Origin of the sequence: Halorubrum distributum JCM 10118 (assembly GCF_000337335.1) — an archaeon.
Classification (GTDB): Archaea; Halobacteriota; Halobacteria; order Halobacteriales; family Haloferacaceae; genus Halorubrum; species Halorubrum distributum.
On the sequence record NZ_AOJN01000051.1, the window covers coordinates 1 to 17,927 of the forward strand.

At 70.4% G+C, this 17,927-nt stretch carries 17 protein-coding genes; 7 read left to right on the forward strand and 10 right to left on the reverse strand.

Annotation, left to right across the window (positions count from 1 at the left end; genetic code table 11):
- The 4 genes from C466_RS11230 to C466_RS11245 form a co-directional block, all read right to left on the reverse strand.
- Positions 1-374: S1 RNA-binding domain-containing protein (locus C466_RS11230; protein ID WP_004595869.1), on the reverse strand; the 374-nt coding region annotated here is incomplete at its 3' end.
- An 18-nt stretch (positions 375-392) separates the two neighbouring features.
- The gene (locus C466_RS11235; RefSeq protein WP_004595868.1) at positions 393-566 is read right to left on the reverse strand and encodes a 30S ribosomal protein S27e; all 174 of its coding nucleotides are present in this window, start codon (positions 564-566) and stop codon (positions 393-395) included.
- A gap of 2 nt (positions 567-568) precedes the next feature.
- Positions 569-850 carry a 50S ribosomal protein L44e gene (locus C466_RS11240; protein ID WP_004595867.1) on the reverse strand — a complete coding sequence of 94 codons (282 nt, stop codon included), beginning with the start codon at positions 848-850 and terminating at the stop codon, positions 569-571.
- A 116-nt stretch (positions 851-966) separates the two neighbouring features.
- Positions 967-1,647 carry a cyclase family protein gene (locus C466_RS11245; protein ID WP_193365889.1) on the reverse strand — a complete coding sequence of 227 codons (681 nt, stop codon included), beginning with the start codon at positions 1,645-1,647 and terminating at the stop codon, positions 967-969.
- Between the two features lie 134 nt (positions 1,648-1,781).
- On the opposite strand from C466_RS11245, the gene C466_RS11250 reads away from it, so the two are divergent.
- The gene (locus C466_RS11250) at positions 1,782-3,914 is read left to right on the forward strand and encodes a S9 family peptidase (protein WP_004595865.1); all 2,133 of its coding nucleotides are present in this window, start codon (positions 1,782-1,784) and stop codon (positions 3,912-3,914) included.
- A gap of 3 nt (positions 3,915-3,917) precedes the next feature.
- On the opposite strand, the gene C466_RS11255 is transcribed toward C466_RS11250, so the two are convergent.
- Together C466_RS11255 and C466_RS11260 are read right to left on the reverse strand one after the other, a co-directional pair.
- Complete coding sequence (locus tag C466_RS11255) at positions 3,918-4,475, reverse strand: type IV pilin (RefSeq protein WP_239641221.1); 558 nt, start codon at positions 4,473-4,475, stop codon at positions 3,918-3,920.
- A 42-nt stretch (positions 4,476-4,517) separates the two neighbouring features.
- Positions 4,518-4,916, reverse strand: coding sequence for a VOC family protein (locus C466_RS11260; protein WP_004595863.1), 399 nt, complete (start codon positions 4,914-4,916; stop codon positions 4,518-4,520).
- Positions 4,917-5,045: 129 nt separating this feature from the next.
- On the opposite strand from C466_RS11260, the gene C466_RS11265 reads away from it, so the two are divergent.
- Positions 5,046-5,846 (forward strand): formate/nitrite transporter family protein, encoded by an 801-nt coding sequence (locus tag C466_RS11265; protein WP_004595862.1) that lies wholly within the window; start codon positions 5,046-5,048, stop codon positions 5,844-5,846.
- A gap of 34 nt (positions 5,847-5,880) precedes the next feature.
- On the opposite strand, the gene C466_RS11270 is transcribed toward C466_RS11265, so the two are convergent.
- On the reverse strand, positions 5,881-7,554 hold the full coding sequence (locus C466_RS11270) for an acyl-CoA mutase large subunit family protein (protein WP_004595861.1): 1,674 nt from the start codon (positions 7,552-7,554) through the stop codon (positions 5,881-5,883).
- Between the two features lie 136 nt (positions 7,555-7,690).
- On the opposite strand from C466_RS11270, the gene C466_RS11275 reads away from it, so the two are divergent.
- Positions 7,691-8,356 carry an O-methyltransferase gene (locus C466_RS11275; protein ID WP_004595860.1) on the forward strand — a complete coding sequence of 222 codons (666 nt, stop codon included), beginning with the start codon at positions 7,691-7,693 and terminating at the stop codon, positions 8,354-8,356.
- Between the two features lie 46 nt (positions 8,357-8,402).
- Complete coding sequence (locus C466_RS11280) at positions 8,403-11,033, forward strand: hybrid sensor histidine kinase/response regulator (protein WP_004595859.1); 2,631 nt, start codon at positions 8,403-8,405, stop codon at positions 11,031-11,033.
- Positions 11,034-11,094: 61 nt separating this feature from the next.
- Here C466_RS11280 and C466_RS11285 read toward each other — a convergent pair whose 3' ends face one another.
- The 3 genes from C466_RS11285 to C466_RS11295 form a co-directional block, all read right to left on the reverse strand.
- A complete protein-coding gene (locus C466_RS11285) occupies positions 11,095-11,493 on the reverse strand; it encodes an OsmC family protein (protein WP_004595858.1) in 399 nt (132 codons plus the stop codon).
- A gap of 136 nt (positions 11,494-11,629) precedes the next feature.
- Positions 11,630-13,027: a sugar porter family MFS transporter gene (locus tag C466_RS11290; RefSeq protein ID WP_049908343.1), complete on the reverse strand. Its 1,398-nt coding sequence runs from the start codon at positions 13,025-13,027 to the stop codon at positions 11,630-11,632.
- 291 nt (positions 13,028-13,318) lie between these two features.
- Positions 13,319-14,041 (reverse strand): metal-dependent hydrolase, encoded by a 723-nt coding sequence (locus C466_RS11295; RefSeq protein WP_004595856.1) that lies wholly within the window; start codon positions 14,039-14,041, stop codon positions 13,319-13,321.
- A 105-nt stretch (positions 14,042-14,146) separates the two neighbouring features.
- Between C466_RS11295 and C466_RS11300 the strand changes: the two genes are divergently transcribed.
- The 3 genes from C466_RS11300 to C466_RS11310 all read left to right on the forward strand — a co-directional run bounded on the left by C466_RS11300 (position 14,147) and on the right by C466_RS11310 (position 17,852).
- Positions 14,147-15,247, forward strand: a complete 1,101-nt coding sequence (locus C466_RS11300) for a double zinc ribbon domain-containing protein (RefSeq protein ID WP_004595855.1) — start codon at positions 14,147-14,149, stop codon at positions 15,245-15,247.
- Between the two features lie 76 nt (positions 15,248-15,323).
- Positions 15,324-16,067 carry a fumarylacetoacetate hydrolase family protein gene (locus C466_RS11305; protein ID WP_004595854.1) on the forward strand — a complete coding sequence of 248 codons (744 nt, stop codon included), beginning with the start codon at positions 15,324-15,326 and terminating at the stop codon, positions 16,065-16,067.
- Between the two features lie 252 nt (positions 16,068-16,319).
- Positions 16,320-17,852, forward strand: a complete 1,533-nt coding sequence (locus C466_RS11310; RefSeq protein WP_004595853.1) for an HflX-like GTP-binding protein — start codon at positions 16,320-16,322, stop codon at positions 17,850-17,852.
- Positions 17,853-17,927 lie beyond the last annotated feature (75 nt).

Sequence of the window (17,927 nt, forward strand, 5' to 3'; positions counted from 1 at the left end):
GATGTGTATAAGAGACAGGTGTAGCGGTCGTCGTCGACGTCCTCGCCGAGCGCGATGAGCATCCAGTTGTCGGCCTTCTGGGCGTTCTTCCAGTCCTGGATCGTCTCCTTGCGCTGGTGTTCGTTGACGTCTTTGATCGAGAGGTCGATCTGGTTCGACGACTCGTCGACCTCCAGCACCTTCGCGACGACCGTCTGTCCCTCGCGGACGTGGTCGCGGACGTTCTTGATCCAGCCGGACGCGACCTCGCTGATGTGGCAGAGACCGCGCTTGTCCTCGTACTCGTCGAGGTCGACGAACACGCCGAAGTCGGCGATCTCGTCGACGTCGCCGACAACCAACTCGCCGGGTTCGGGCCAGCCGCTGTACTTCATACGGGGTGGGTGAGGCGGTTACCGCGCCTCAACGGTTTCGACGATTTCGCCGTGAAGCTCCGCCTCCCCGCCGGTCGGGGTCGCGAGGGTCGTGCCGCAGACCGCACACGACACCGTGGAGGAGGCCTTGCCGAAGACGACCTGTTCGTTCTCGCAGTCGCCGCAGGCGACGCGGTGGAAGTCTCCCGCCATGCTTACTCCTGGAACGTGAGACGGCCGGCGCGCCATCCCTCGCGCATGTGGGCCTTCCCGCAGTCGCCGCAGCGGTACTTCAGGTGGGTCTTCTTGGTCGGCTTGTCGCCACCGGGCACCTTCGAGTACCCGCCGGCGTTGCCGATGGTCGCGAGCGCGCGGCGTCGCTGCCGCGCGTCGCGCTTCATTCCGGTCGCGCGACCCGATCGGACCTTCTCCACCTCGTGCTCGTGGTGGGAGTCACAGTGTGGGCAGTACGTGTTGAAGCGGCGTGGCATTTCCATGGATATCGACCTTATGGCGCGGTTCGTCGCCGACGCTTAAAACGGGTTTGGTCTGGGGCGCCCGCGAGCCGACGCACGCGGCGGTCCGTGTCCGGTCATCTTACTCCGCGTCCGTCCTACTTCACCCACTCCGCGACCGCGCGCACCGGCGACCCGTCGGCACCGCGAAGCCGGAGCGGGAAGGCGTAGATCCGGAACCGGTGCGGGAGGCCGTCGAGGCCGCGGAGGTTCTCGACGATCGGGAGCGAATCACCCAAGAGGACGTCGTGGGCGGGGGTGCCGTCGGGTTCGTCGTCGCTCGCGGCGGCGAGAGATCCGTCTTCGCCTCCCGCGGTCGGGGTCGGATCGGGCCCGAACGTATCGAGGCCGACGCCGACGCCCGCCGCACGACAGCGCTCGGCGGCCGCCGCGGTCAGGTACGGATGGTCGCGGTACCGCTCGGTCCCCCAGTGCGATTCCCACCCGGTCCGGAGGACGAGGAGGTCAACGTCGCGGTCGAGGGCGTCAGGATCCGGCAGCGCGTCGGGCGCGATCGGCTCTCGCGGTATGAGCGGTCGGCAGTCGACGAGGCGGGCCTCGAACGCGAACCGTCCCACGTCCCGCTCGTCTATCGCCTCGCCCTCGGGCAGCGTGTGCTTGGGCGCGTCGACGTGCGTTCCCGCGTGCGTCCCGGTCCGGAGTTCGCTCGTCGCGTAGCCGTCGGCCTCGTGGGTCGCGTCGGGCGCCAGCGTCACCTCGGGATCGCCGGGGTAGGTCGGCATCCCCCTCTCGATCGGCTGCGAGAGATCGCGGAACACGGGCTGCGGTGCGGGCGCGGCGCGGTTAAGTCGGTCGCCGTCCACCGCTCCGCGTCGCGGGCGACCGCGTCGCTCCCGCCCGGCGAGGTTCCGCGGCCCGAACGTATTTCCTGTGCCCGACGCTGGATGGGTTCATGTCGGAACTGCCGCTCGACGCCTACTACGACCTGACCCAGATCGGCGAGGTGGCCGTCTCCCCGACCGGCGACCGCGTCGCCTTCACCGCTACCGAGTACGACCAGGCCGCCGACGAGGCGGTCTCCTCGCTGTTCGTCGCCCCGACCGACGGCTCTCGCGAGCCGCACCGCCTGACGAGCGCCTCCGGCGCCTCCGCGCCGACGTGGGGCCCGGACGGCGACAGACTCGCGTTCGTGGCCGCCCGCGACCGCGACGCGGAGAGACGGGTCGGCTGGCGCGACCGAGACGAGGAGGACGACGGCGAGGGAGCGGAGACCGAAGACGACGAGGAAGGAGACGAAGCCGAGGAAGACGAGGACGAACCCCTCGGAAACGGCGACGAGGAGCCCAAGCCGCAGGTGTGGATCTTCGACCTCGCGCTGGGCGGCGACGCGCGCCAGGTCACCGAACGCGACGAGGGCGTCGCCGGCTTCGACTGGTCGCCCGAGGGCGACCGCCTCGTGATCGAGTCGCGCGACCCGACCGACGAGGAGTCGGAGTACCTCGACCAGGTCCGCGAGGAGGGCGGCCCCATCGAGACGACCCGGCTCCAGCACAAGGTGAACGGCGCGGGGTGGACCGACGAGGTGACGCGGTACCTCTTCGTCGTCGACCTCGACGACCCCGAGAGCGACCCCCGACGCCTCGACGACGCGTACGGCGGCGGCGCCTTCGAGGACATCGCGGGCATGGACCCGACGTGGGGCGACGGCGGCCGAATCGCGTTCACGTCCTGTCGGCTCGACAGGCCCGACGACACCACCGTCCGCGACCTCTACGCCGTTTCGCCCGACGGCGGCGACGCGGAGCGGCTCACGGGCGGCGACCTCTCCCACGGCGCGCCGGCGTGGCGCCCCGGCGGCGACGGGATCGCGACGGTCGCCAGCGACCCGGACGACCCGCCAGCGCCGGCGGAGGTGTACCTGATCGGAGCAGATCCCGACGACCCCGTCTCGCTCACCGCCGACCTCGACCGAACGGTCGCCCGCGGCGGCGGGATCGAGTGGGTCGACGGCGCGATCTACACCCGGATCGCCGACGAGAGCCGGACGCGGCTGGTCCGCGTCGAGACGGACGGAACCGTCGAGCGCGTCTTCGAGGCGCAGGGCCGCGACCGCGCGATGGCCGGCTTCGACGTCGCCGACGACGGCTCGACGGCGGTGACGGTTCTCTCGGAGCCGGAGTCCGGGACCGACCTGTACGCGGTCGACGTCGACGACCTCGATGAGGAGTCCGAACCCGACTCCTTCCGGCGCCTCACGCGGGTCAACGAGTCGCTCGTCGACGAGTTCTCGATGCCGGAGGCCCGGCGCGTCGAGTGGGAGTCGGACGGTTGGACGCTCGACGGGGTGCTGTACCACGACCCCGAAATGGACCCCGAGGCCGGCGACCACCCGCTGGTGGTCGCGATCCACGGCGGCCCGATGTCGTACGACGAGCCGGTGTTCAGCTTCGGACACGCCGCCCTGACGAGCCGCGGGTACCTCGTCTTCCGCCCGAACTACCGGGGCGGCACCTCCCGCGGCCGCGAGTTCACCGCGGAGCTGACCGGGGAGTGGGGGACCGCCGAGGTCGACGACATCGCGGCCGGCGTCGAGTCGCTCGCGGACCGCGGCTGGGTCGACCCGGACCGCGTGTTCGGCCACGGCTTCTCCTACGGCGGCATCGCGCAGGGATTCCTCGTCACGCAGGAGCCGGAACTGTTCACCGCCGCGGCGCCGGAACACGGCATCTACGACATCCGGTCGGCGTTCGGCACGGACGACACGCACATCTGGATGGAGGCGGAGTTCGGCCTCCCGTGGGAGAACCCGGAGGCGTTCGACGCGTCGTCGGCGATCCTCGACGCCGGGAACATCGAGACGCCGCTGCTGGTGATGGCCGGCGGCGAGGACTGGCGGTGTCCGCCCTCGCAGTCGGAGCAGCTGTACGTCGCCGCCCGCAAGCAGGGCGTCGACGCCGAACTGGTCGTCTATCCGGACGAGCACCACAACATCGGCGACCCCGACCGCGCGATCCACCGGTTAGAGAAGATCCTCGGCTGGTACGAGACGCACGACCCGGCGGTCGAGGACGCCGACGGCGAGTAGGGGTCAGACCGTCAGTTCCTGTCGGATCGTGACCGAGCCCGACGGGACGTGGACGACCCTGACAACGAGTCGATCGCCCTCGCTCAGCGAACAGCTCTCGTTAGTGAGACGGAACTGAAGGAACGAGCCGGCGGCGAGGCGGTTCGTCGTCCGCGAGTCCAAGACGCCGAGGTCGACCCGGTTACCGCCGGAGACGATGCTCTCGTCGATCGAGCCGGACGCGACGTTCGAGTCGGCGAAACTCCCCGAACTGCTCCCTCCCTCGGGGAGGTCGATCAGTCGCTCTCGCCCGCCGCAGGCGTCCGTCGCGTCGATGGCGATCTCCATCTCCTCGACCGGGACGGGGTCGCCGGCGACGTGGGTGATACGGACTATCCCGCCGTCGTAGCCGTCCTGGACCGCGAACTCCCCGCTGGACTGCGAGACGTACGGGCCGGGGTTCCGGAGGTCGTCCGCGACGCCGAGCGCGAAGACCGAGAGTGTCGCGGAGAGGATCACGACGATCGCGACGAGGAGAATCGTCGAGACCACCGACGAGACGCCCCGGGAGTGTGTAGTCACTGTTCCGCCGTTAGCGACGCACTCACGAAAGTCCGGCGTTTATCAGTGCTCGACGAACTCGACGAGCACGCCGCCGGTGGACCGCGGGTGACAGAACGCGACCTCGTGACCCCACGCGCCGGGGCGCGACTCCTCGTCGACGAGGTCGATGCCGAGATCGCGGGCGTGGTCGAGGGCGTGGTCGAGGGCGCCCGGGAGGTCGTCGACCGCGAGCGCGACGTGGTGGATCCCGGGGCCCTCGCGGTCGAGGTAGTCGGCGATCGTCCCGCCGGTGTCCGGTTCGAGCAGTTCGAAGTACCCGCCGCCGTCGAGTTCGAGGAAGACGATCCGCATGTCGTCGAACGTCTCCTCGTGGGCGACCGGGGCGTCGAGCAGGCCGCCGAACAGGTCGGCAAGGGCGGTGGCGTCGCGTGTCGCGACGCCGACGTGGTCGAATCGCATACGCGTCGGATCGTGCGCCCCCGACTTATAACGACCGAGCGGGCCGGCGTCCGGGTGACCCTCCCCGCACGCCCCGCCGGGATCCAAAGGTTTGCGTGCGGTCCGGTCGAAGCGGGGACGATCCACCCCGTGAGCGACTCAGAGACCGACTCGACGGAGCAGATGACGTCGCGGAACATCCTCGGCTCGCTGCTGGAGAGCGGGCTCCACGAGATGAACCGGGAGCGCTCCGGACTGCTCCTCTCCGGGCTGTCTGCGGGGCTCGACATCGGATTCGGCCCGCTGATGATGGCCGTCGTGTTGACGCTCTCGCCGGGGACGTTCGGCGACCTGTCGACCGAGCTACTGCTGGCGAGCGTCTACTCCATCGGCTTCATGTTCGTCATCCTCGGCCGCTCCGAGCTGTTCACCGAGCACACGACGTTGGCCGTCATCCCGGTCCTCGACCATCAGGCGTCGGTCCGCCAGCTCGGCCGGCTCTGGGGGCTGGTGTACGTCGGGAACATCGTCGGCGGGCTGCTGTTCACGTTGCTCGTGACGCTGCTGATGCCGGAGCTCGGCGTCGTCGACCCGGCGGCGTTCGAGACCATCGCCCTGAAGCTCGTCGACCACGACCTCACGTGGCTGTTCGTCGGCGGCGTCTTCGCCGGCTGGCTGATGGGGCTGCTGGCGTGGCTCATCACGGCGGCGCAGGACACGACCGCGCGGATCCTCCTCGTGTTGATCGTCACCGGCACCATCGGCCTGCTCCACCTCCCGCACTCGATCGCGGGCAACGTCGAGGTGCTGTTCGGGCTGATCGTGTCCTCCGCGATCACCCCGGCGGACTACGTCGGGTTCCTCGTGCTGGCGACGCTCGGCAACGCCTTCGGCGGCGCGGTGTTCGTCGCGCTCCTGAAGTACGGGCACGTGGTCCGGGGGGCGAACTGAGCCGTCCGCGAACGGGAGCGCGTCGCGACCCGACTTACCTCCCCGGCTTGTACTCGCCGAACTCGTCGCGGAGCACGTCCGATATCTCCTGGACCGTCGCGTACGCCTTCACCGCGTCGACGATGTGCGGCATCACGTTGTCGGACCCCTGCGCGGCCTCGCGGAGCCCCGCGAGCGCGTCGTCGACCGCGTCGTCGTCGCGCTCGTCTTTCACCCCGTTCAGGCGCTCGCGCTGGTTCTGCTCCTGGTCGGGGTCGACCTCTTCGAGGTCCATCTCCGGCTCCTCGTCGACCTCGAATTCGTTGACGCCAACGATGATCCGCTCGCCCTCCTCGATCTCCTGCTGGCGCTCGAAGGCGACGTCCTGGATCTGCCGCTGGACCCACCCGCTCTCGACGGCCTCCAGCATGCCGCCGCGGCGGTCCACCTCCTCTAGGATCTCGAACGCCTCCTCCTCGATCCCGTCGGTGAGGTCCTCGACGTAGTACGAGCCCGCGAGCGGGTCGATCGTGTCGGCCGCGCCCGACTCGTGGGCGAGGATCTGCTGGGTGCGGAGCGCGGTTCGGACGGACTTCTCGGTCGGCAGCGCGAGCGCCTCGTCTTTCCCGTTCGTGTGGAGGCTCTGGGTGCCGCCGAGGACCGCGGCGAGCGCCTGGTAGGAGACGCGGACGACGTTGTTCTCGATCTGCTGGGCGGTGAGCGTCGAGCCGCCGGTCTGGGTGTGGAACTTCAGCTGCTTCGACTTTGGGTTCTCGGCGTCGAACCGCTCGTCCATGATCTGCGCCCACATCCGGCGGGCCGCGCGGAACTTCGCGGCCTCCTCGAAGATGTTGTTGTGGGCGTTGAAGAAGAAGGAGAGCTGCGGGGCGAACTCGTCGACGTCGAGCCCGGCGTCGAGCGCGGCCTCGACGTACTCGATGCCGTCGCCGAGGGTGAAGGCGATCTCCTGGGCCGCGGTCGAGCCCGCCTCCCGGATGTGGTACCCCGAAATGGAGATGGTGTTGAACGACGGGGTCTCGGTCGCGCAAAACTCGAAGATGTCCGTGATCAGCCGCATCGACTCCTTCGGCGGGTAGATGTAGAGGTTCCGCGCGATGTACTCCTTCATGATGTCGTTCTGGATCGTCCCGCGGAGCTGGTCGCGCGGGACGCCCTGCTTGTCGCCCATCGCGACGTACATCGCGAGCAGCACCGCCGCGGGCGCGTTGATCGTCATCGACGTGGACACCTCGTCGAGCGGGATGCCGTCGAAGACGGTCTCGAAGTCGTCGAGGGTATCGATGGCGACGCCGGAGCGCCCGACCTCGCCCTCGGCCATCGCGGCGTCGGAGTCGTACCCCATCTGCGTCGGGAGGTCGAACGCCATCGAGAGGCCCGACGAGCCCTCGTCGATGAGGTACTGGAACCGATCGTTCGTCTCCGCGGCGGTGCCCATCCCGGCGTACTGGCGCATCGTCCACAGTCGCCCCCGGTGCATCGTCGAGTAGACGCCGCGGGTGTACGGCTCCTCGCCGGGGTAGCCGAGGTCCTCCCGGTAGTCCGTCTCGACGTCGGCGGGCGTGTACAGGGGGTCGACCTCCTGGCCGCCGGTGTCGGTGGTGAACGTCTCCTCGCGCTCGCCGAACCGGTCGACCGTCTCGCCGTAGGTGCCGTCCTCCCACGACTGCTTGGCCTCCCGTATCTCGGCGAGTTCCTCAGGGTCGTACATTATTGAATCGGTCGACCGAGCGGGACTTAACAGTTTTCAGGACTGCGGCGGCGGTCGCCGGACGGGCCCCGCCGACCCCGCACGTCGAGTCCGGCCCGCCGTCCCGATTTAAGTGTCACGCGTTCGAGTCGCGGGTATGGACGTGCTCACGGACCCTGCCCGTCGGTTCCTGACGGCGACGGCCCCGGAACACACGCCGGTCCAGGCGGAGATGGCCGACCTCGCCGACGAGTGGGGCTTCCCGATCATCGGCCCCGAGGCGGGGGCAGTCCTTCGCCTGCTCGCGCGGCTGACGGACGCGGACCGCGTCTTCGAGTTCGGCTCCGGGTTCGGCTACTCCGCCACGTGGTTCCTCCGCGGCGGCGCCGGGAGCGTGGTCTGCACCGAGTTCGACGCCGACGAGGCCGAGCGCGGCGTCGCGTTCGCCGCCGAGGGCGGCTACGCCGACAGCGTCACCTTCGAGGTCGGCGACGCGATGGAGACGGTAGACCGCTACGAGGGCCCCTTCGACGTGGTCCTGATCGACCACCAGAAGGGGCGGTACGCCGACGCCTACCGGACGGTCCTCCCGAAGGTCAGGACCGGCGGCGTGATCGTCGCCGACAACGTCACCCGCGGCCCCATCGACTTCAAGGCCCTCGTCGCGCACTTCGAGGCGGGCGAACCGCTCCCGGACGACGCGGTCGACGGGGAGACGCGCGGCATCGGGGAGTACGTGGGGACCGTCCGCTCGGACGACGCCGTGGAGACCGCGGTCCTCCCAGTCGGTTCCGGGGTCGCCGTTTCAACGGTCGTCCGGTGAAACCGAACGAAACGGTTATCATGTCGAATTGAAAACATCAAGCAAGATGGAGGAACCCGTCGGAGCCGACGAGGGCGATGGGCCGCGAGCGGCGTCGCTCGTGCGCGTCCTCGCGGTCGACGACGAGTCGGGGTTCGCCGAAACGGCGGCCCGCCGCCTTGAGACGCGCGACGACCGGACCGAAGTGGTGCCGGTCGAGGGTGCCGAGGCGGCGCTGGAAGCGCTCTCGTCGGCCCCGTTCGACTGCGTGGTGTCCGGTTACGAACTGCCCGAGGCCGACGGCGTCGAGCTTCTGGAGGCCGTTCGCGATCGACACGGCGACGTGCCGTTCGTGCTGTTCACCGGGTCCGGATCGGAGGGAGTCGCCAGCGACGCTATCTCGGCCGGCGTCGACGAGTACGTCAGGCGAGACGAGCCCGACGACCAGTACGCGCGGCTCGCGGCCGCTGTCGAGGGCGTGGTCTCGCAGGCGCGCGGCGACCGTCGCCTGGCCGCGCACCTGGAGCGCACAAGCGACGCGTTCTGTCAGGTCGACTCGGAGTGGCGGCTGACGTACCTCAACGACCGCGCGGTCCGGATGATCGACCTCGACGCCGACGAACTGCTCGGGGAACGGATCTGGGACCTGTTCCCGGAGACCACGGACACCGACGGCGAGGCGGCCCTCCGTGAGGCCGCCGAGACGGGGGAGCCGGTGCGGTTCGAGGAGCACGTCGACCGGCTCGGCGCCGACCTCGTCGTGAACGCCCACCCCACACCCGACGGCCTCGCACTGTACTCCCGGGACGTGACGGAGAAGCGGGAACGGGAGCGGGAGCTCCGCGAGCTCTCCGAGCGGCTCCAGCTGGCCGTCGAGGGCGCCGACGTCGGCGTCTGGGACTGGAACGTCCGGACGGGCGAGGTGCGGTTCGACGACCGGTGGGCCGCGATGCTCGGCCACGACACCGACGAGATCGACTTCGACCTGTCGACGTGGGAGGAGCGCGTTCACCCCGACGACATCGGCGATGCCTGGGACGCCATCGAGGCGCACTTTGCCGGCGAGACCGACCTCTACCAGTGCGACTTTCGGATGCGGACGAAGGCGGGCGATTGGAAGTGGATCCGCGACCGCGGCCGGGTCGTCGAACGGACGGACGACGGCGAGCCGCTCCGGGCCGTCGGCATCCACATCGACGTCACCGAGGAAAAGGAACGAGAGCGAGAGCTCGAGCGGTACCGCCGCATCGTCGACGAGCTGCCGGAGTCGGTGTGTATCTACGACGCCGACGGCCGCATCGCGCTCGCGAACGACCACACCGCCGACGTGCTGGCGGCCGACCCGGAGGCGCTCGTCGGCCGGGAGAGCCGCCTCGTCGACCGCATCCGCGCGGCCGGCGACGGCGACGAGTACGAGGCGCTCGTCGACGGCGAGCGCGACTCGCTGACCGGGACCGTCGAGGTCGAGCTGCCGAGGGAGCCCGAGGCGATCGTCGACTACGGGCTGACCCGGCTCGTCATCGACGGGGAGTTCGACGGCGTGCTCGGCATCTCTCGGGACGTGACCGACGATCGGCGGCGGCAGCGGCGGCTCGAACGCACCACTGCGCGGCTGGAGGCGCTGTTCGAGCGCTCGCCGGACATGATCGACATCCATGACGAGGCGGGCGAGATCGTCGACGCGAACCGGGCGATGACGCGGGAGATCGGCTACGACCGCGAGGAGCTCGTCGGTATGGACGTCTGGGAAGTGGACGCCGAACTCGATCCCGACGAGGGCGTTCGGCTCTGGAACGGGCTGGAGATGGACGAGACGGTCCGGTTGGAGACGACGTTCGCCCGCGCGGACGGCTCGACGTTCCCGGCCGAGGTCCACGTGCGGCGCATCGACGTCCAGGGCGAGGACCGCTTCCTGGCGAGCAGCCGCGACATCTCCGAGCGCAAGGCGTACGAGCGCCGCATCGAGCGGGAGAACGAGCGGCTCGACGAGTTCGCGAGCATCGTCTCCCACGACCTCCGGAACCCGCTCAACGTCCTCTCGGGGTACCTCCGGCTCGCCCGCGAGACGGGGACCGACTCCTACTTCGACCGCTGCGAGCGCGCGCTCGACGAGATGGAACGGCTCATCGAGGACGTGCTCGCGCTCGCGAAGCAGGGCGAGGCGGTCGGGTCGTTCGAGCGCGTCAACCTCGGCGAGCTGGCCGCCGGGTACAGCGACGACGCGTTCGGATCGGCGAACGGGGAGGACCCGTTCGGCGGCGATGCCGGCGAAACCGCCGACGGCGAGGCGGAGGCCGATTCGAGCGAGGTCGAAGTCGACGCCGACGGGGAGATCCTCGCCGACCCCGGACGGGTCCGGCAGCTCCTTGGGAACCTGTTTCGAAACGCCGTCGAACACGGCGGCGACCGCGTCTTCGTCGGCGACCTCCCGGACGGCTTCTACGTCGAGGACGACGGCCCCGGGGTCGACCCCGACGAGCGGGAGAAGGTGTTCGAGAGCGGCTACACGACCTCCGAGACGGGGACGGGCTTCGGGCTCTCAATCGTCCAGCGCATCGCCGAGGCGCACGGCTGGGACGTCGCGGTCACGGAGGGAGAGCGCGGCGGCGCTCGGTTCGAGTTCACCGGCGTCGACCGCCCGGACCCGTCGCCGCAGGAGTCAGCGGCGCCCGGCGAGGCGGTCGAGCCGCAGGACTGAGCGAGCGGGTCGCGCGTCCGAACCGGCTGCGAGAAGGGACGGTCGACGCGGCGGTTGCCCCCTAGAACGCGCCGGGGTAGACGCTGACGTCGGCGTGGAGCTCCTCGCGGAGCGCGCTGTGGACGTGACAGATGCCCTCGGCGCGCTCGGCGATGTCGGCGGCGGTCTCGTCGTCGAGGTCGGCCTCGACGTGGACGTCGAAGGCGATCGATTCGAGGTCGTCGTCGTCGTCGAGCTCGGCGCTCGCGTCGATCTGGATCGTGCCGAGGTCCTCCTCGCCGCGCTGGCTCCCGCCGACGCGGAGCGCCGGGAGGTAACAGGAGGCGTACGTCGCGACGAGCGCCGCGTTCGGGTTCGGGCCCGTCTCGTCGGTGGCGTCGATCTGGAGGTCGAACTCGCCGACCTGGCTGGTGCTGGCGTACCCTTCCTCGGAAACCGTGGATGTCTCGATGTCTGCCATAGTCGAGTGTCCGTTCGGTCTCGGGCGGATAAAGGCTATCGGCATCGGCGCGTCGAGGACGCGCCGAGCCGCGACGCGACCCCGATCGCTTCGCAGTCAGCGACGCGTCGGTCGTCGATTCGGGGCCAGCGACGCGTCAGTCGTCGCCGGACGCGTCCGGTGCCATCCCGGTCGCGCCGCGGAGGTCGGCCTCGATCGCTTCCAGCGTCCGGCCCTTCGTCTCGGGGACGGTGCGGTGGGTGAACAGGAGGGCGACGACGCTACAGCCGCCGAACAGCCAGAACGTCGCCGGCGTGCCGATTCCGTCGAGCAGCACGGGGAACGACAGCGCCACGGCGAGGTTCGCGAGCCAGTTGGCGACGGTGACGATCCCCATCGCGCTCCCGCGGACGGCGAGCGGGTAGATCTCGGATATCAGCAGCCAGAACACCGGGCCGAGCCCGATCGCGAAGAACGCGACGAACGACACGAGCGTGAGCGTCGCCAGCCACCCCATCCCGCCGGTCGGATCGGCGAACTGGAAGACGAACCCGGCGACGGTGAGCGACCCGATCATCCCGCCGGTCCCGACGAGCAGGAGGGGGCGCCGCCCGACGCGGTCGACGAGGAGGATCGCGACGATCGTCATCGCCACGTTGACGGTGCCGATGAACACCGACGCGAGGATCGACTGCGAGCTGCCGAACGCGGTCGACTCCAGGATCGTCGGCGCGTAGTACATCACGGCGTTGATCCCGGTGACCTGCTGGAAGACCGCGAGTCCGAGCCCGACGATCAGCGCCGGGCGCATCCACGGACTGAGCAGATCCCGGACTCCGTTTCCGGACTGGGCCTCGACGGTCTCCTCGATCTCCGAGAGCTCGGAGTCGATGTCGCCGTCGCGCGTGCGGCGGAGCACCGCCCGGGCCTCGTCGGTCCGGCCCTGCTCGTAGAGCCACCGCGGGCTCTCGGGCATCCTGAGCATGCCGACGGCGAGGACGACGGCGGGGACCATTCCGGCGCCGAGCATGATCCGCCACGACCCGGAGCCGGAGAAGGCGTAGTTGACGAAGTACGACGAGAGGATCCCCACGGTGACCATCAGCTGGTTCAGCGACGTGAGGCCGCCGCGGACGGAGGGCGGCGCGATCTCGGAGATGTACAGCGGGCCGACGATCGACGCGAACCCGATGGCGATCCCGTCGATCATCCGCCCGGCGACGAGCACCTCGACGGTCGGCGCGACCGCCATGAGGAACGAGCCGAGGAAGAACACCCCGGCCGACAGGAGGATGAACGGTTTGCGGCCGATGCGGTCGGAGATCTGCCCCCCGACGGCCGCACCGGCGGCCGCGCCGACCATCGCACCGCTGACGACGATCCCCTCCACCAGCGGGCTCAGCTCGAAGGCCGTGTCGATGAAGAGGATGGCTCCGGAGATGATCCCGGTGTCGAACCCGAACAGGAGTCCGTTGAGCGCTGCGAGCGCGGAGACGACGTAGACGAAGCGACCGCCCTCTCCCCGGATCACAGCCCGCATATCGGCGGTTGACATGGCGTACCAATTCGGCGCTAACCATCATTTATTTAGAAGCCTTCTGATTTATTATTAATTTAAATACATTCAATATATTTCTCCCACCGACCGCTCACGGAATCTACTCTCAGAGAGGATAATATTTATTCAGATTCGAATAGCATTCTACTGCGGACCGTCGCGGCGTCCCGTCTCCGGCGTCGAAGCGGCACCGCGCACGAACTGCCGAGCTTCGCCGTCGAAAAAAACGAGGTCGTCGCCGCACTCGGGCCGAGCGGGCGTGGAAGTCGGCCGCCGGCGCCGAAAGCGCTACTCTAAGGTGTACGTCTCGTCGCCTTCGAGGACGACCGGCTCGGCCGCGGCGCCCGCGGCTTTCACCTCGTTGACGAACTCCTGCGTCTCGATCTCGATCGGGCCGAACGAGTCGTAGTGCATCGGGAAGACGACGTCGGCGCCCACCCAGTCGGCGGCGATGCCGGCGCCCGCGGGCCCCATGGTGAAGTGGTCGCCGGCGGGTAAGGCGGCGGCGTCCGGCTCGAGGTACGGGGCGATCACGTCGACCATCTCGGACATCAGGCCCGTGTCGCCGGCGTGGTAGAACGTGGTGCAGTCGGCGTCTGACTCCTGGGTCGGCTTCTTGTCGCCGATGACGAACCCGGTCGGCATCCCGCCCGAGTAGTCGGGGTCGTTCTCGATGCCGTTCGAGTGGTCCGCGCGGACCATCGTCACCCACGCGTCGCCGCACTCGGCGGTGCCGCCGATGTTCATCCCGCCGGCCGGGAGGGTGTGCTCGTGGCCGAAGTTCTCCTGAACGTAGCCCGTCAGCTCCGGAGTGGCGACCACGGTGGCGTCCTCGAACTCGGCCGCGTCGGCGATGTGGTCCGCGTGGCCGTGGGTCAAGAGGAGGTAGTCGGGGTCGAGCTCCTCGGGGTCGACGTCGGTCTTCGGGTTGTCGAAGAACGGGTCGATGAGCAGCTCCGTGTCCTCGACCACGACGTGCCACGTGGAGTGGCCGTGCCAGGTGAGTTCCATGGTACGTCCGTTACATCTCGGCGGGCCGTAATAAAACTCGACGCCGCGGGTCGCGTCGTCCGCCGGCGAAAGCAATTAACAGGGACGAACGCGAACGCAGAGTAGATGCCCTCCGAGACCAGCGAGCCCGGCGACCCGTCGGCCGCCTGCCCCGCCTGCGGGGAGGCGGTCCCCGCCGGGTCGAGCTTCTGCCCCGACTGCGGCGCCGACCTCGGCGACCCGTCCGACCCCGCGTACTGCGCCGCGTGCGGCGAGGCGTTCGACGACGACGACCGATTCTGCTCGAACTGCGGCGCGTCGCGGTCGGGCGGCGGGTCCGCCGCGTCCGAGGTAGCGGGCCGCGCGCCCACGGAGTCGGCGGACCCCGACTCGTCCCCGTCGCGCTCGGCGCCGACCCCGCGGGAGAGTTCGCGCGCTTTCCGCCGTCGCGTCCAGGACCACCTCGACGCCGGGTGGGACGTCGAGCGGGACGACGGGGACCGAGTGGTCCTCGTCGACCGCGGTATCGGCTCCGTCGGCGTCCACATCCTCCTGTTCATCTTCACCAGCGGGATCGGAAACCTGCTGTACGGCTGGTGGCACTACTCGAAGCTCGCCGAGCGGCGGCGACTCGTTCGCGGCGACGAGACGCCGGCGCGCGCCCCGTCGAGCGTCGAGGGCGCGGGTCGGACGGAGACGGCCACCGCGTACGTCCTGTCCGCGCTGCTGTTGCTGATCGGCGGCTGGATCGGCTTCCTCGCGGCGACGAGCGGGTCCCCGCCCGCCGCGCTGATCGGGATCGCGTTCGCCGGGCTCGGCCTCGGCGTGGCACCGCCCGTCCGCCGGCGACTCGACCGCCGTCACGGGATAACCAAGTTCGGCCGACGGAAGACGGTCGACCACCGGGTCGTCCGGCCGCCCGAGTCCGTGGAGGGGTCCTGCGTCGTCTGCGGCGAAGGGTTCGAGCGCGGCCTCGTCAGGCGGCGCCGCGACGAGACGGTCGTCGCCGGCGTCCCGGTCCGGACCCACTCGATCCGCCACAACCACTACTGCGTCGACTGCGCGCGGTCGGAGCTGTTCGGCGACCGGATCGGCGCCCCGTCGCTCGACCACATCGCGGACGACGACGGCGGAACTGACGGCGCGGCCGGTGACGACGCGAGCGACGGTCCGAGCGACGAGGCGGAGACCGACTCGGTCCGCGAAGCGAGCGAGTCGTCGGAGTAAATGGTGTCCTCCCCCGCCGCGGTCGTCGCTTGCCTCTCCGGGAACGCTTTTCGGGGGCCCGCCCGTTCGCTCGCGTATGTACCAGGCACGGTTCCGCGACCCGGCCGGATCGATCCGCGAGGGCGAGTACGACCCGGCGACCGACACGGTCGCCTTCGGCGGCGAGGAGTACGCGCTCTCGGACCCCGCGATCGACGTGCTCGCGCCGACCGACCCGTCGAAGATCGTCTGTATCGGGCGCAACTACGCCGACCACGCCGCCGAACTCGGCAACGACGTGCCGGACCGCCCGCTGCTATTCTTGAAGCCGCCGAACGCGGTGGCGAGCCACGGCGACACCGTGACCGTCCCGGCCGGAAAAGAGCGGATCGACTGGGAGGCGGAGTTCGCGGTCGTGATCGGCGAGCAGTGTAAGTCGGTCGACGCCGCGGACGCGATGGACGTCGTCGCGGGGTTCACCTGTATGAACGACGTGTCGAACCGCGACGACCAGAACCGCGAGCAGAACTGGGTGCGCGGGAAGGCGTTCGACGGCGCCGCGCCGCTCGGCCCGGTCCTCGCGACGCCAGACGAGGTTCCCGCCGACGCGAGCGTCGAACTCCGCGTCAACGGCGAGACGAAGCAGTCGAGCGACCGCGAGCACATGATCTTCGACGTGCCGACGCTGATCGAGGAGATCACGACGTACCTCACGCTCGAACCCGGCGACGTCATCGCGACGGGCACCCCGGAGGGCGTCGGCGCCCTCTCCGACGGCGACACCGTCGAGGTGGAAGTCGAGGGCGTCGGCACGCTGGAACACGACGTGCGGATCCCCTGAGCGGCGCGCCGTTCGGCCGCCTCCCCGTTTTTGCGGTTCGGTACCACACCTCGTTTCCGGTGAACGCTTATGTGGGAGCCCCCGGAGTCGGAAGCATGGAGACCAGTTCGTTCGTCGCCGGTTCATGACGGCATCGCCGCGGCGCGACGCGGCCGCCCCGCTCCGCGAGGCGGGGGCCGTCGCCCGCGCCGCAGAGCCGCGACCGGAGCGCGAGACGCTCCCCTCTCCGGGCCGACGCGAGCGCCCGACCGAATGTCACGAGACGACGCCACGACGAACGCGACCGCCGAATCGATCGAAACCGACGCTCACGCGGACGACGCCGACAACGCCGACAACGCCGACGCCGACAACGCCGACGCCCACGACGCCGACTCCTCCCTCATCGACCCCGCCGCCCCGGACGCGACCCCCGCCGTCGTCGCGGCCCGGTCCGAGGGTGAGCCGCCGGACACGGCGGAGATCCGGGAGCTCGCCGCCGCGGCCGGTTACGCGGTCGTCGGCGAGGTCACCCAGCGGCGCCGCGAGGACCCGACCTACGACCTCGGTCGCGGGAAGGCCGAGGAGCTGATGCGGCTCGCGGCCGACGCGGCCGCCGAGGCGGTGATATACGACGGGGGACTGTCGCCGGGACAGACGTTCTCGCTGGGCGACCTGTTGCCGCCCGGGACCGCGGTGATCGACCGCCCGCGCCTCGTGTTGGAGCTGTTCGCCGACGCCGCCGACTCGCGCGCGGCCGACCGCCAGCTCGAGCTGGCGCGGTTACGGTACGAGCTCCCGCGGCTCCGGGAGGCGGTCGCCCGCGACGCGAGCGAGGATGTCCGCCTCCAGCCGGAGGGCGACAGCCGCGTGCTCGACGTCGAGAAGCGGATCGAATCCGCGGAGCGCGCGCTCGGCGAGATCGCCGACGACCGGGCGGCCCGACGGGCGGAGCGCCGCGACGCCGGGTTCGACCTCGTCGCGCTCGCGGGGTACACCAACGCCGGGAAGTCGACGCTGGCTCGCCGGCTCGCCGACGAGGTCGACGACCCCGAGTTCGAGGACGAGGCCGGGGCTCCCGACGTCCGCCGCGCCGACGCCGACCGCGCCGACGCCGACGAGGGTGAGGGCGACCCGGCGGACGGCGACGGCCCGCTCGCTGTCGCGGACCGGCCGTTCGAGACGCTCTCGACGACGACGCGCCGGGCGACGGTCGGCGGGCGGCGAGCGCTCGTCACCGACACCGTCGGCTTCCTCGACGGGCTCCCCCACGAGGCGGTGCGCTCGTTCCGGACGACGATCGACGCGATCCGGGCGGCCGACTGCGCGCTCCTCGTCGTCGACGCGAGCGACGAGCCGGCGGCGCTGCGCCGGAAGCTCACGGCGTCGCTGTCGGCGATCGAGGCGACCGACGGGCCCGTGATCCCCGTGCTGTCGAAGGCGGACGAGGTCGGGGCGGACGGGCTCGCGGCGGCGGTCGAGGCCTACGAGGGGGCGGTCGTCGACTTGGACCCGCGGGACGCCCCCGTCGTCGACGCGCTCCGCTCGCCGATCCCGGTCAGCGTCCGCGACGAGACCGGGCTCGCCGACCTCGCGGACGCGGTGGCCGACGCGCTGCCGACGGCGACCGCGACGGCCGAGGCGCCCAACGGCGGCGCCGCGCAGGCCGCGCTCTCGTGGGCGTACGACCGCGGCGTGGTCGCGGACGTCGACTACGGGAGCGAGACCGTCGTCGTCGAGCTCGCAGGGCGCCCCGACGTGGTCGCCGAGGCCGAGCGGCGGTTCGCGGACGCCCCGTCGTCGTGAATCGCGGGGCGACCCCGTCGCGAGCCCTCGACCGCCAAGACCACGCTTAAGCCCGCCGGTCCCCGACCACCGGGC